General features: G+C 66.0%; 15 protein-coding genes and 1 riboswitch. Of the genes, 1 reads left to right on the top strand and 14 read right to left on the bottom strand.

Translation table 11 applies throughout. The annotated features are described in order from the left end of the window. Positions 1-81: 81 nt before the first annotated feature. The 5 genes from DIZ22_RS19960 to DIZ22_RS19980 form a co-directional block, all read right to left on the bottom strand. Positions 82-801, bottom strand: coding sequence for a DUF2059 domain-containing protein (locus DIZ22_RS19960; protein ID WP_048936214.1), 720 nt, complete (start codon positions 799-801; stop codon positions 82-84). Further along, entirely contained in the window at positions 801-2,252 is a 1,452-nt protein-coding gene (locus DIZ22_RS19965) for an NAD(P)-dependent oxidoreductase (RefSeq protein WP_004209812.1), read from the bottom strand. The genes DIZ22_RS19960 and DIZ22_RS19965 overlap by 1 nt, the downstream gene beginning before the upstream one ends. A 165-nt stretch (positions 2,253-2,417) precedes the next feature. Beyond that, complete coding sequence (locus tag DIZ22_RS19970) at positions 2,418-3,227, bottom strand: undecaprenyl-diphosphate phosphatase (RefSeq protein ID WP_048936215.1); 810 nt, start codon at positions 3,225-3,227, stop codon at positions 2,418-2,420. Between the two features lie 183 nt (positions 3,228-3,410). Further along, positions 3,411-4,340, bottom strand: coding sequence for a complex I NDUFA9 subunit family protein (locus DIZ22_RS19975; RefSeq protein ID WP_048936216.1), 930 nt, complete (start codon positions 4,338-4,340; stop codon positions 3,411-3,413). Between the two features lie 162 nt (positions 4,341-4,502). Next, positions 4,503-5,081 (bottom strand): TMEM165/GDT1 family protein, encoded by a 579-nt coding sequence (locus DIZ22_RS19980; protein ID WP_048936217.1) that lies wholly within the window; start codon positions 5,079-5,081, stop codon positions 4,503-4,505. 93 nt (positions 5,082-5,174) lie between these two features. After that, positions 5,175-5,283, bottom strand: a riboswitch (yybP-ykoY riboswitch). Between the two features lie 34 nt (positions 5,284-5,317). Between DIZ22_RS19980 and DIZ22_RS19985 the strand changes: the two genes are divergently transcribed. Then, entirely contained in the window at positions 5,318-5,734 is a 417-nt protein-coding gene (locus DIZ22_RS19985) for a DUF1801 domain-containing protein (RefSeq protein ID WP_048936218.1), read from the top strand. A 179-nt stretch (positions 5,735-5,913) separates the two neighbouring features. Here the strand turns inward: DIZ22_RS19985 and DIZ22_RS19990 are convergent, their stop codons facing one another. The 9 genes from DIZ22_RS19990 to rsfS form a co-directional block, all read right to left on the bottom strand. After that, the gene (locus tag DIZ22_RS19990) at positions 5,914-6,312 is read right to left on the bottom strand and encodes a hypothetical protein (protein WP_004209832.1); all 399 of its coding nucleotides are present in this window, start codon (positions 6,310-6,312) and stop codon (positions 5,914-5,916) included. 97 nt (positions 6,313-6,409) lie between these two features. Beyond that, positions 6,410-6,970: a hypothetical protein gene (locus tag DIZ22_RS19995; RefSeq protein WP_010336965.1), complete on the bottom strand. Its 561-nt coding sequence runs from the start codon at positions 6,968-6,970 to the stop codon at positions 6,410-6,412. A gap of 15 nt (positions 6,971-6,985) precedes the next feature. Then, positions 6,986-7,540 carry a demethoxyubiquinone hydroxylase family protein gene (locus DIZ22_RS20000; RefSeq protein WP_048936219.1) on the bottom strand — a complete coding sequence of 185 codons (555 nt, stop codon included), beginning with the start codon at positions 7,538-7,540 and terminating at the stop codon, positions 6,986-6,988. Beyond that, positions 7,537-8,031 (bottom strand): disulfide bond formation protein B, encoded by a 495-nt coding sequence (locus DIZ22_RS20005; RefSeq protein ID WP_004209835.1) that lies wholly within the window; start codon positions 8,029-8,031, stop codon positions 7,537-7,539. The genes DIZ22_RS20000 and DIZ22_RS20005 overlap by 4 nt, the downstream gene beginning before the upstream one ends. A 73-nt stretch (positions 8,032-8,104) precedes the next feature. Next, positions 8,105-9,460 carry a S41 family peptidase gene (locus DIZ22_RS20010; protein WP_048936220.1) on the bottom strand — a complete coding sequence of 452 codons (1,356 nt, stop codon included), beginning with the start codon at positions 9,458-9,460 and terminating at the stop codon, positions 8,105-8,107. A 124-nt stretch (positions 9,461-9,584) separates the two neighbouring features. After that, on the bottom strand, positions 9,585-10,019 hold the full coding sequence (locus tag DIZ22_RS20015; protein ID WP_048936221.1) for a hypothetical protein: 435 nt from the start codon (positions 10,017-10,019) through the stop codon (positions 9,585-9,587). A gap of 119 nt (positions 10,020-10,138) precedes the next feature. Then, the gene (locus DIZ22_RS20020; RefSeq protein ID WP_048936222.1) at positions 10,139-11,389 is read right to left on the bottom strand and encodes a peptidoglycan DD-metalloendopeptidase family protein; all 1,251 of its coding nucleotides are present in this window, start codon (positions 11,387-11,389) and stop codon (positions 10,139-10,141) included. Positions 11,390-11,446: 57 nt separating this feature from the next. Further along, a complete protein-coding gene (locus tag DIZ22_RS20025) occupies positions 11,447-11,869 on the bottom strand; it encodes a 23S rRNA (pseudouridine(1915)-N(3))-methyltransferase RlmH (RefSeq protein WP_004209840.1) in 423 nt (140 codons plus the stop codon). Between the two features lie 53 nt (positions 11,870-11,922). Beyond that, positions 11,923-12,312, bottom strand: coding sequence for a ribosome silencing factor (gene rsfS / locus DIZ22_RS20030; RefSeq protein WP_004209841.1), 390 nt, complete (start codon positions 12,310-12,312; stop codon positions 11,923-11,925). Positions 12,313-12,321 lie beyond the last annotated feature (9 nt).

The raw sequence follows: 12,321 nt of genomic DNA on the forward strand, positions 1-12,321 counted from the left end.
ACTTACCCTTGCATCTGGCCGTCCCTTTCTTGGGGCACGGCCGCCTTCATTCTGTTGGTGCCGGCGTGCCGGCGTCGATCGTCAGTTTGCCTTTTGCGTGTCCGCCCCGAGCAATGCGGTGAGGCGGTCGCGTTCGGCCTTGGTCAGGTCTTTATAGGTGCGCGGCTTGGGCAGCTTGGCGAGTTCGGCCTGGGAGGATTGCATGATCTCCGGCATGGCCTTCATCATGTCGGGCATGATCTTCTGCATGCGGCCGATATAATGGGGGTCGGTTGCCAGCTGCATGAAGCCCTCGCCGAACTTGGCGCCGGTCGGCGTCTTCAGGAAGGCGGCGATCTGATCCAGCTCGTTCGCATTGTAGCGATAGGCAAAAGCCTCCGCCATGCCGGCGCGCATGTCCGGTTCGTAACGGCCCATGAAGCGGCCCATGGCGGGCATCATGGTGTTGACGATCACGTCCATCCGCTTGCGGAAATTGGGATCGAGGATCGCCATCATTTCCTCCATCGTGCCTTCGCCCAGACCTTCGGCCCGTTCGGGGTCGATGCCGCCGACCTTCAGGAACTCGCGGATGGGCATCTTGGTCATGCTGTCCATCATCGGGCCCATCATCTTCTGCATCATCGGGCCCATCATCTTTTCCATCGTGCCGTCGGGCAGGATGAGGGCCGCGATCGGCTGCGCCTTGGCGAGCAGCGCCGGATCGACCGGCTGCTCGGCGGCTACAGGCGCCGCCGGCGTCTGCGCCTGCACGGCGACCGGGGCCGCCAGCAGAAACAGGGACAGGAAGGCGAGGCGCATCACGCGGCAACCTTCTCGCTGGCAGCGGCGACGGCCTTGGCCTTGAGATATTTGTGCATATGGTCGGTCACGTCGCGGCCATCGCGGATGGCCCAGACCACCAGCGATGCGCCGCGCACGATGTCGCCGGCGGCGAAGACGCCGTCCATGCTGGTCATCATCGTCTTGTGATCGACGCGCAGCGTGCCCCAGCGGGTGACCGACAGGTCGTCGGCGCCGAACAGGCGAGGCAGGTCTTCGGGATCATAGCCCAGCGCCTTGATGACCAGATCGGCTTCCAGCGTATGTTCGCTGCCCGGATCGGGCTCGGGCGCGCGGCGGCCCGATGCGTCGGGCGAACCCAGGCGCATCTTGGTGACCTTGACGCCGGTGACATGCTCCGTACCCTCGAAGGCGATCGGGGCGGTCAGCCAGACGAACTCGACGCCTTCCTCCTCGGCATTGGCGACTTCGCGCTGCGAGCCGGGCATATTGTCGCGGTCGCGGCGATAGAGGCACTTTACCGACTTGGCACCCTGGCGGATGGCGGTGCGGACGCAGTCCATCGCGGTGTCGCCGCCGCCGATCACGACGACATTCTTGCCGGTGGCGAGCAGGGTGCCATCCTCATGGCCGGGTACGGCATCGCCGAAGCCCGCCTTGTTGGAGGCGGTGAGATAGTCGAGCGCCTTGACCACGCCCGGTGCGCCGACGCCCGGCGCCTTGATGTCGCGGGCTTTGTAGACGCCGGTGGCGATCAGGATCGCGTCATGCTTGGCACGCAGCTGTTCCATGCTGGCGTCGCGGCCGACTTCGAACCCTTCGTGGAAGATGATGCCGCCATCCTTGAGGCGCTGGACGCGGCGCATGACGACATCCTTTTCCAGCTTGAAGCCGGGGATGCCATAGGTCAGCAGGCCGCCGGCGCGGTCGTGCCGGTCATAGACATGCACTTCATAGCCCGCGACGCGCAGATATTCGGCGGTGGTGAGGCCGGCGGGGCCGGCACCGATGACGCCGACCGACTGGCCGCGCGCGGCGCCGGGGACCAGCGGTTCGACCCAGCCTTCCTTCCAGGCGGTGTCAGTGATGAACTTTTCCACCGAGCCGATGGTGACCGATCCGTGGCCGGAAAATTCGATCACGCAATTGCCCTCGCACAGACGGTCCTGCGGGCAGATGCGGCCGCAGATTTCCGGCATGGTGCTGGTCAGGTTCGACAGCTCATAGGCTTCGCGCAGGCGCCCTTCGGCGGTCAGGCGCAGCCAGTCGGGGATATGATTGTGCAGCGGGCAGTGGGTCGAGCAATAGGGCACGCCGCATTGCGAGCAGCGCGACGCCTGCTCCTCGGCCTTGTCCAGAATGAAGGACTTGCTGATTTCCAGAAAGTCCTCGGCGCGCGCATCAGCGCCGCGCTTTTCCGGATAGGCCTGTTCCTTGCCCACGAACTTCAGCATCGGATTTTCAGCCATGGCATTTCCCTGCAACGATTGTTTGCAGTGCGCATAGCAGGAAAACCCGCGGAGTCACGCGGATTCTGGCATTTAAGACAGCTAAGCTGACCTATTATCTGGCGGTTTGGGAAAAGACTGTCGCGGCGCTGTAATTATCTTTCAAATATTAGGTCCGTATCGGCCTTATCTCAGGCTGAGCCAGACCAGCGCGCCGATGCCGGCAATGATTCGATACCAGGCAAAGGGTGCGAAGCCGTGGCGCGACACCAGGCCGACGAACCATTTGATCACCAGCAGCGCGACGATGAAGGAGACGACGAAGCCGAGCGCGATGCTGTCCCAGCCGACCTGGGCGCTGGTGAGCTGGTCGCCCTTCTTGAGCAGTTCCAGCGTCGAGGCGCCGAGCATGGTCGGGATGGCGAGGAAGAAGCTGAATTCGGCGGCGGTGCGGCGTTCGACGCCCAAGGTCAGCGCGCCCATGATGGTCGCGCCCGAGCGGCTGACGCCCGGCACCATGGCGAGGCACTGGATGAAGCCGATGCCGATGACGCGGACCAGCGGAATGTCGGCGATGCCGTGGAAGCGCTGTTCCCTGATCAGGCGTTCGATCACCAGGATGGCGACGCCGCCGACCACCAGCGCGACGGCGACGACGCGGGGCGAGCCGAGCAGCGTGTCGATATAATCGTGCAGGGCAAGGCCGATGACGACGGCGGGGATGAAGGCGACCAGCAGGTTGCGCACGAAGCGGATGCTGACCGGGTCGAGGCGGAGCAGGCCCATGGCCACCGCCCAGAAGGTGCGCCAGTAGAGGACGACGACGGCGAGGATCGCACCGAGCTGGATCATGACGTTGAACATCGCCCAGACCGACGCATCATAGCCGAGCAACTCGCTCGCCAGGATGAGGTGGCCGGTCGAGGACACGGGGAGAAATTCTGTCAATCCCTCCACGATGCCGAGCAGGATGACCGTCAGATAATGCATGTCCATGGGGATGTCGGATCCTCAAGCAGGGGGCGCATAAGCCAAGCCCTCCCCCCGCGAAGGGAGAGGGCCGGGCAATGCCTATATGTCAGGGATGCACCATGCCGCAGTGCAGCGAAAAGGCAAAGCGGCATGGCCACGGCCGGTCGTGGCCGATCATCGGCCCGTCGAGCCGATGGCGGGAATGGATCAGGCCTTCACGCGGCCGGCGAAGCGGCCATGCTTGCGATAGGGGACCATCCAGCGTTCGGCGACGGCGGCCATCGGCGTGGGGGCGACGCCCAGCGCCTCAAGGCCCGGCGCGCCGGGCGCGGCGACATTGTCCTGGCCCAGCATGGCGAGCTGGTCGCGGGTGATCGGGCCGCCGGGCAGCATCGCCAGCAGTGAGGCGAAGGCACCGGGCACCTCGACCAGCGGCTTGTCGCCCCGGCCGATCGCCTTGGCGACCCAGGCGTTGATTTCCTTCATGCTCATGACCTGCGGGCCGGCGAGTTCGAAGGTCTTGCCGCCAAAGGCGCCGGGCTGCTGCGCCGCATTGGCGATCGCCTCGGCGACGTCGCCGACATAGACGGGCTGGAATTTGGTGGCGGCGCCGATCACCGGCACGACCGGGCCGCTGCTGGCGACGCCGGCGAAGCGGTTGAGGAACTGGTCCTCCTGGCCGAAGATGATCGACGGGCGCACGATGGTCGCGGTCGGGAAGGCGGCCAGCACGGCGGCTTCGCCCGCAGCCTTGGACCGGCCATAGGCCGAGGGGCTGTTGGCGTCGGCGCCGATCGCCGAGACATGGACCAGCGCGGTGACGCCGGCAGCGGCCGCCGCTTGAGCGACATTGGCGGCGCCCTCATGCTGGATGGCGTCGAAATCGCCGCTCAATATGCCGACCAGGTTGATGACGATGTCGCTGCCGTGGAGGGCGCGGGCGACGGTGTCGGGCTTGCGGATATTGGCCGCGACGAATTGGGTCTGGCCCAGATTGCCGAGCGCCTTCACCTTGACCGAATTGGCGAGGTCGCGCTGGGCGATGCGGACGCGCGCGCCGCGTGCCATCAGCGCCTGGGCGACCTGGCGCCCGAGAAAGCCGCCGCCGCCGAAGATGGTTACCAGATTGTCCTTCATCACGCGCGTCCCATGCTGTTCGAAAAGGGGAAAGTTCGTGCCGTTTCCCTTGCAACTTCCGCCGCCCGCTGACAACCGCCCGCCGGCGGCGGCGTTCCCTTTTCTGGAGCGTTTTCTAATCGGGTGGTATCACCCGATGGCTCGGAAAACGCGACCAGCCAATCAGCCGATCCAGCCCTGCAGTCCGGCGATCATCCAAAGGCCCAAGAGAAGGAAGAGCAGGGCCGCACCGATCTGCAGCGCGCGCATCGGCACGCGCTTCGCCAGTGCTTCGCCGAACAGCACGGCCGGGACATTGGCCAGCATCATGCCGCAGGTGGTGCCGGCGGTGACGGCGAGCAGATTGTCGAACTGGGCGCCCAGCGCCACGGTCGCCACCTGCGTCTTGTCGCCCATTTCGACCAGGAAGAAGGCAACGAGCGTGGTCACGAACACGCCGGCCTTGGACGGGGCCTTGAGCGGCGCATCCTCGTCGATCTTGTCGGGCACCAGCGTCCAGAGTGCCATGGCGATGAAGCTGGCGGCGACAGCGTAGCGGAACCAGGGCTGGGTCAGCACCCCGGCAATCGAATGGCCGACCAGCGCGGCGAGGAAATGATTGGCGATGGTCGCGACGAAGATGCCCAGGATGATCGGCACCGGCTTGCGAAAGCGGGTGGCGAGCAGCATGGCCAGCAACTGCGTCTTGTCGCCCATTTCGGCGAGCGCGACGAGGGCGGTGGAGGTGAGGAAGGCTTCCATGAAGAACGTCCGGGCCGGGCTCTGACAAAAGACACAATGCCACCGTCTTCCCCGCCCGGCCGGACTGGGAAGCCGATGCCATTGGTCTCGCCCGATGCGGCTGATACCGCATCCCATATGCCATGGCCTCTCGGCCAAATATGTTGACATATGGCCCGTCCCTTTCAGCGGAACGGCTGGCTACTCCCCAGATGACGCGCTAGCCTGTAGTCGGACAGGCCGCGAAAGGCAAGCCGATGGCGACGGGTGAGAACAAGACCACGGAGACGATGGCGGATGTCGCCGCCTATCTCGACACGGTCGAACCGGCCGAGCGACAGGCGGATGGTCGGATGGTCGCGGCGTTGATGGCGCGGCTGTCGGGCGAGCCGCCACGGCTGTGGGGGCCGAGCATCATCGGCTTTGGCCGCTATCATTATCGCTATGACAGCGGGCGTGAGGGCGACATGTGCCGGATCGGCTTTGCGCCGCGCAAGGCGGAGCTGGTCTTCTATCTCGCCGGTCTCGACGACGCCGATTTCATGGCATTGGGCAAGCATCGGCGCGGCAAGGGCTGCCTCTATGTCAAGCGGCTGGCGGATATCGACATGGACGTGCTGGAGGCGCTGATCGTGCAGAGCCTGGCGCATATGGACGGGCTGTATCCGCGCTAGGGCGTGTGTTGATACATTAGGCCCTGTTGGTGGTCATCGCCTGTGTCACCCATCACCGTCACCCTGAACTTGTTTCAGGGCCTGTCCTTCCCAACAGGTCCACCGGTGCTGGGGTTTGATGAATGCTGAAACAAGTTCAGCATGGCTCTAGCTATTCAGGCCCGCTCGCCTGCAGCGGCTCAGGGCGTGCTGCTGCTCTGCTGCATCCGCCGTTCGGCGAACCATTGTTGCAGCATCTGGGCGGTGCAGCCGGTGAAGCCGTTGCTGCCGATGGCCGAGCAGCTGTTGGGCAGGATCTGGCGCTGGGTCTGTTCCATCGTCGCGACCTGGCTGCCCCAGCCGGGGCCTCCCACTTCTTCGGGCTTTTCGCGCAGCTTCTTGGGGATGCGATAGCGTTCGGATTCGGGCTTGCGGGCGCAGACCACGATTTCCTCGCCCTGGCCGGTCGGGCAGGGATCATCGCCATAGACGATGAGGTTGAAGATCTTCTGCGGCGGATCATCCTGGGCGACGGCCGGCGCGGCGGGCAGGGCCAGCGCGGCCAGGCCGGCGATCAGCAGGGGGCGGGGGAGACGCATCATCAATTCCTTCATTCGCCCCGGTTGCACCCCGCTCGTCCCGCGCTGCACTGGCGCGGGATCGATATGAACAGACGCCGCAGGACGCCCCATGCCGTCACGGCCGGGGCGGGACTTCCTGTTCCTGCGCCTTCTTGGCATCGGCGTCGGCCTTTTCCTCGGCCAGAACGCGCTTTTCGATCGCCTCGCTGTCGGCGTCGATGGTCGACAGGCGCCTGGCGCGCTCGGCTTCGACCAGATCCTTCCAGCTGGCATTGTCGGCCTGCTGCCGTTCCGCCTTGGCGAGGCGCGACAGCTTGGCGAAGCAGCCGGTGGCGCCGCCACCGCCGACCGGCGAGCAGCTTTCGGTGCCGTCGCGACCGACATATTCCATCGACTTCACCCGCTCGCCCCAGGCCTGGTTGCTGGGCTTGTTGGGGTCGCCGCGCAGCGGCTCGGGAATGCGGTAACGTTCCTCCTCGCCCTTGCGGGCGCACACGACGATGCCGTCGCCCTGGCTCTGGGGACAGGCATCATCGCCATAGACGATGACCAGATTGACCTTTTCGGAGCCGGTGCTGGTGGCGGCCGTGGGGGCGCTGTCCTGCTGCGCGAGCGCGGGGGCGGCGGTGCCCAGCATCAGGCCGGCGGCCAGAGCGATCAACGGGGTCTTCATCATCGGTCCGTCCCTTATTCAGATGCGCTTCGACAGCGCGATGGCGGCGCGGCAACCCAGGCGGATCGCGCCGGACAGCAGCGGATAGGCCGGGGCCTGTTCCGCGCCATGGGCGATGGCGGCGTCGCGATGCTCGACCTCCTCCGCCTGGAAATCCTTGATCAGGGCAGAGAGTTCCGGATCATCCTCGCCCAGTTGCTGCAACTGTTCTTCATAATGAAGGTCGATCTCGGTCTCGATCGCGGCGGTGCAGGCCATGGCGGCCTTTGGCCCCATCGCGGCGGTCATAGCGCCTAGGGCGAAACCGGCAACATTCCAGATCGGATGGATCGCGGTCGGGCGCACGCCGCGCTTGGCGATCAGCGCGTCGAAGGCGGCCCGATGACGTTCCTCCTGCGCGGCCATGCCGGCGATCAGCCGGCCATAGGGATGGCGATCGCCCATCACCGCAAGCTGCCCGGCATAGATGCGCACCGCGCCGAATTCGCCGGCCTGGTCGACGCGCACCATGGAGGCGCGATCAGTTGCATTGGTGCGACGTCCGGGACGCGGGAAATCCTTGGTGGCGCTCATGCCTTCCTCGCTTTCAGCAGCAGGGCCAAGATGGCGAGCGCGGCCGCGCCCGACAAGAGGCCGTTATAGCCTGCCAGCGAAATGCCGAAGAGGCTCCAGGGCGCGACATCGCAGCGGGTGATCGGCGTTGCCATGATCTGGCTCAAAATATCGGCGCTGCTGCCGCCGGTCGGCGTGGTCGAGCAGGCGGTCAGCCCTTCCCACCAGCCATATTCGACCCCGGCATGGAACAGGCCGATGGCGCCGCTGATGCCGATGGCGATGCCGGCGAAACCGGCGAACAGCCCGCTCATGCAGGCGCGGCCGCGCAGGGCGTAGGCGACCAGCGCCAGCGGGATCGCCGCCATATGGGGGTAACGCTGCCACCAGCACATTTCGCACGGATGCAGGCCGCCCAGATATTGGGAGGCATAGGCCGTGCCCAGCGCAATCAGGGGCACGAGCAGGGCAAGCAGGCGGGCGCGGCCCAGGGCGGGGGACAAGCTGTTCATATCGCCCGCTTAAACCCTTGTCCGCCTTTCGTCATGCTGAACTTGCCCGTCCGGTCATCCGAACGGGCACGACTCATTTCGCGCCGGGCTTGCGCGCAGCGGCCTGCTGCGCCTGGGCGATGGTGGCGCCCGGCGTGCCGGCGAGGCGGGAAATGGTCTTGAGCGCATAATCGAGCTGGAAGTCCTCGATCCCCTTCTTCTTCAGCTCCTCGGCGGTCTGGGCGAAGCGCGGATCTTCCTTGCTGTCCTCTTCCAGCGCGGCGTCGTCGGTCTTGATCTCGTTGATCAGGTGGCGGCGCAGGTCGCTTTCGCGGAACTTGGGGCGATCCTTGTAATCCGGGTCGCTGAGCTGCGGCACCTTGATGTCCGGCTGGATGCCACCTTCCTGCACGCTGCGGCCCGAAGGCGTGAAGTAGCGCGCGGTGGTGAGCTTGAGCGCGGTGGTGTTCGACAGCGGCAGCATGGTCTGAACCGAGCCCTTGCCGAAACTGCGTTCGCCCATGATGAGCGCGCGATGCTGATCCTGCAGCGCGCCGGCGACGATTTCGGAGGCCGATGCGGAGCCCGCATCGACCAGCACGATCACCGGCAGCCCCTGCGCGTCATCGCCGGGCTTGGCATAATAGCGTTCGACATCGCCCTTGTTGCGGCCGCGCTGCGATACGATCTCGCCGCGCTCCAGGAAGACGTCGCTGGTCGACACCGCTTCGTCCAGCAGGCCGCCGGGGTTTGAGCGCAGGTCGAGGATATAGCCGGTCGGCTTGTGGCCCAGGCTCTTGTCGATGCTGCGGATCGCCGAACGGACATCGGCGCCCGTATTGGCCGAGAAGCTGACGATGTTGATGACGCCGATATTGTTCTTCACTTCCCACTTCACCGGCTTGATCTCGATGATCTCGCGGGTGAGGGTCAGGTCGATCGGCTTGTCGCGGCCGGTGCGCACGATGGTCAGCTTGATGCTGGTGCCGGGCGCGCCGCGCATCTTGTCCACTGCTTCATCCAGCGTGCCGCCATAGATGAGCTGGCCGTCAATATGGGTGATATAGTCGCCCGCCTTGATCCCGGCGCGCCAGGCTGGCGTATCCTGGGTCGGCGCGATCACCTTGACCGCGCCATCCTCCTGCGTGACCGACAGGCCAAGGCCGCCATAGCTACCCTCGGTCTGGGTGCGCAGATTCTGGAAATCGCGCGCGTCGAGGAAGCTGCTATGGGGGTCGAGGCTGGCAAGCATGCCGTCGATCGCGCCCTTGATCAGCTTTTCGTCGTCGACCTTCTCGACATAATCGCTGCGGACCTTCTGGAAGACGTCCATGAATTCGTCGAGCGCCTTGTAGCTCGATGCCTCGCCATCGGCGAGCGCCGCGGTGGTGGCGGGGATGAGCGCAAGCGCGCCGAGCGCGACCGCGCCCTGCAGGAAGGTGGATTTCATGGCTGTCCTTGGAGTCCGCATCAAGGGATCGATATACGTCGATTCGCTATCCAACGCAAAAGCGCGCTTCGACCAATGTTGCCTGGCGTCGATGAGCGTGGGGTTAATGGGGGTGATTATTGCCTTATCCGGCGAGAGCCTTGATCATGAGGCTGATCTTGGACTCGAGCCGTTGCCGCGCCGCATGAATCATTTTGCAACGTTCGATGGCTTCGTTTTCGTCGAGCACCAACGTCTCGCGCACGACTTTGCCGTTCCGTAATGCCTGCAAACGCAAGGTGACGTGCCATCGGCCTTTGTGATCGACGGTGATGGTCTGTGTGCCATGGCACAAGGTCGCGCGCAGCGTTTCAAAGGCGATGAACTCTTCCAGGGCCTTGGATAGTGCCTTGCCTTCAACGGCAAATGGGCCGTCGGTCCCGATGGCCTCGGCCAGTGCGGCAAATCGCTGGCCCACAAGATGGGGCAGATTGATGTTCTTGCCCTTGGTCGGGACATTGGAAAGCTGGATCAACGCCTCGGTCACGGCCGCCTCGGCGCGGGCAAACTCTTCGATCATCCGTCCCCGCCAAGCACTGGCGCTCTGCCACAGGTCGGGCCAGATCTCATGTGCGGGCAGGGGCAAAGGCGTATGAGCGTTCACCCAAGCAGGCGTAAGCGGCAAGTCTTGCGATTGCGTTAGCCCAGCCCCACCAGCGGCACGATGTCCACCGGGCGGCCGTTGCGGCGCAGTTCGATGGTGACGGTGGGGCGGCCCTGGGCGGCGGTGAGGCCGACCGGGTCGCCTTGGCGCACACTTTCGCCGACCTGGGCGGTGACGCGGTGCAGGCCGGTGATGAGCGTGGTCCAGCCCTGGCCATGGTCGATGATCAGAATCTGGCCATAGCCGCGATAGGGACCGGCAAAGGCGATGCGGCCGGCGGTCGGCGCGACTGCCTGGGCGCCGGCCTGGGTCACCAGGGTCAGGCCGCGCGAGCGCACGCCGCCGTCATTCACCTCGCCCATGCCGGTGACGAGCTGGCCGACGACGGGCAGGCGGTAGGGCGGCGGGCCGCTGTCCAGCGCCTCGCGGTCGGGGGCAGGGGCGCCGGCCTGGTCGGGGCGGGCGGGGCGCAGCACCGGGCCGGACAGTTGCGCCAGGCGATCGCGCAGGTCGCTCGCCACCTCCAGCTGGTCCATCAGGTCGACAATGTCGCGCGCCTTCTCGCCCAGCGCCAGTGCGCGTTCGCTTTCGAGGCCTGCATTGGCGCGATAGTCGCGGGCGGCGACGCGCTTTTGCGTTTCGAGCTGGCGCAGGGCGGCCTGGCGATCGGTAAGATCGCGGCGGCTCTTGGTCAGGGCGTCGGCGGCCTGCTGCGCGGTGGCGCGGATCGCGCGGCTGCGGTCCAGCTCGGCGCGCAGGCCAGCGGTGCGCTGCTCGATCACCGGCAGCACCTGTCCCAGCACCGCGCGCATATGGACGGCGTCGCTGATCGATCCGGGCTGGACGAGGGCAAGGGCGAGCGGGCGGCGGCTCATCATCTGCAGCGCGGCGGTCAGTCGCACCACCGGTTCCTGCCTGGCGGCGAGGCGCGCGGCCTGGGTGCGCTGCATCCGGGCAATGATGGCGATGCGGGCCTGGGCGGCCTGCACATCGGCCTCGGCCTGCTGGATGCGGGCGGCCATGGCGGCGGCGCGGCGGCCGGCCTGTTCGGCCTCGTCACGGGCCATGCCGGCCTGGCGCTCCAGCCGGACCGATCGGTCGGCAGCCTCCACCGACTGGCGGCGGGCGTCGCGCAGCGCCTTTTGTTCCTGTGCCAGCGTGGTGCCGGCGGTGCCGGGCAGGATGATCGCGGCATCGTCCGCGGCGGGCAGGCGCGTGGCGACAAGGGCCACGATGCCCGCCAGTGCGATGCCCGTGATGCTGTTGCTGATGATGCTGCGCTTCAACCGCTTGTCCCGCCCGATAGGGCTTTGACTAGGCGCAAGCCGTGGGCATGTCGAGCCTCAGCCTTCGCGGTGATAGGGGTGGTTGGCGAGGATCGAGCAGGCGCGCCACAGCTGTTCGGCGAGCATGGCGCGGGCGATCATGTGCGGCCAGGTCATGGCGCCAAAGGCGATCAGCAGGTCGGCATTGGTCCGTTCGGCATCGTCGAAGCCGTCGGCCGCGCCGATCAGGAAGCGGATCTCGCGCGTGCCGGTGTCGCGCCAGCCCTCGATCCGCCGGGCAAAGTCCATCGAGGAAAGTTGCTTGCCCTTTTCATCGAGCATGACCGTCACCGTGCCGGGGCCGACGGGCGGCAGCTTGCCGCCCCGGTCGGGCATTTCGGTGATCTTGTGCGGCATGGTCAGCCGCTTGACATAGCGGTCGACCAGATCGGCTTCGGGCGAGCGCCCGATCTTGCCGCGCGCGATGATGTGGAGGAGCATGGCTCCCCCCTAGCCTGTCATCGCGCCCATGTCGAAGGGCGCGACGGCAAGGATCAGGCGTTGCCCGCGACCGGCGCGTCGACGAAGCCCCACATCCGTTCCAGATTGTAGAAGCTGCGCACTTCCGGCTTGAACAGATGGACGATCACGTCGCCGGCATCGATCAGCACCCAGTCGGCGACCGGCAGGCCTTCGACCCGCGCGGAGCGGCCGGTGGCCTTCTTGATCCGTTCGGCCAGATGCTGGGCGATCGCCGCGACCTGACGCGACGAACGGCCGCTCGCAATCACCATATGATCGGCGATGCTGCTCTTGCCTTCGAGGGGGATGGAGATGGTTTCCTGCGCCTGGTCGTCGTCGAGCGACTGCATGACAAGGGCGTGCAGGGCGGCCACGCTATCGGCGGCAGGCGCCGTATCGTTGGCAGGGGCGAGGTTAGTCAATTAAACTCC

This window comes from Sphingobium sp. LF-16, from assembly GCF_003711185.1.
Taxonomy (GTDB): domain Bacteria; phylum Pseudomonadota; class Alphaproteobacteria; order Sphingomonadales; family Sphingomonadaceae; genus Sphingobium; species Sphingobium yanoikuyae_A.

What these genes read in the sequence shown, in the direction of transcription:
- DIZ22_RS19960 (WP_048936214.1), bottom strand. Translation starts at nt 801, where the DNA reads ATGCGCCTCGCCTTCCTGTCCCTGTTTCTGCTGGCGGCCCCGGTCGCC.
- DIZ22_RS19965 (WP_004209812.1), bottom strand. Translation starts at nt 2,252, where the DNA reads ATGGCTGAAAATCCGATGCTGAAGTTCGTGGGCAAGGAACAGGCCTAT.
- DIZ22_RS19970 (WP_048936215.1), bottom strand. Translation starts at nt 3,227, where the DNA reads ATGGACATGCATTATCTGACGGTCATCCTGCTCGGCATCGTGGAGGGA.
- DIZ22_RS19975 (WP_048936216.1), bottom strand. Translation starts at nt 4,340, where the DNA reads ATGAAGGACAATCTGGTAACCATCTTCGGCGGCGGCGGCTTTCTCGGG.
- DIZ22_RS19980 (WP_048936217.1), bottom strand. Translation starts at nt 5,081, where the DNA reads ATGGAAGCCTTCCTCACCTCCACCGCCCTCGTCGCGCTCGCCGAAATG.
- DIZ22_RS19985 (WP_048936218.1), top strand. Translation starts at nt 5,318, where the DNA reads ATGGCGACGGGTGAGAACAAGACCACGGAGACGATGGCGGATGTCGCC.
- DIZ22_RS19990 (WP_004209832.1), bottom strand. Translation starts at nt 6,312, where the DNA reads ATGCGTCTCCCCCGCCCCCTGCTGATCGCCGGCCTGGCCGCGCTGGCC.
- DIZ22_RS19995 (WP_010336965.1), bottom strand. Translation starts at nt 6,970, where the DNA reads ATGATGAAGACCCCGTTGATCGCTCTGGCCGCCGGCCTGATGCTGGGC.
- DIZ22_RS20000 (WP_048936219.1), bottom strand. Translation starts at nt 7,540, where the DNA reads ATGAGCGCCACCAAGGATTTCCCGCGTCCCGGACGTCGCACCAATGCA.
- DIZ22_RS20005 (WP_004209835.1), bottom strand. Translation starts at nt 8,031, where the DNA reads ATGAACAGCTTGTCCCCCGCCCTGGGCCGCGCCCGCCTGCTTGCCCTG.
- DIZ22_RS20010 (WP_048936220.1), bottom strand. Translation starts at nt 9,460, where the DNA reads ATGAAATCCACCTTCCTGCAGGGCGCGGTCGCGCTCGGCGCGCTTGCG.
- DIZ22_RS20015 (WP_048936221.1), bottom strand. Translation starts at nt 10,019, where the DNA reads ATGATCGAAGAGTTTGCCCGCGCCGAGGCGGCCGTGACCGAGGCGTTG.
- DIZ22_RS20025 (WP_004209840.1), bottom strand. Translation starts at nt 11,869, where the DNA reads ATGCTCCTCCACATCATCGCGCGCGGCAAGATCGGGCGCTCGCCCGAA.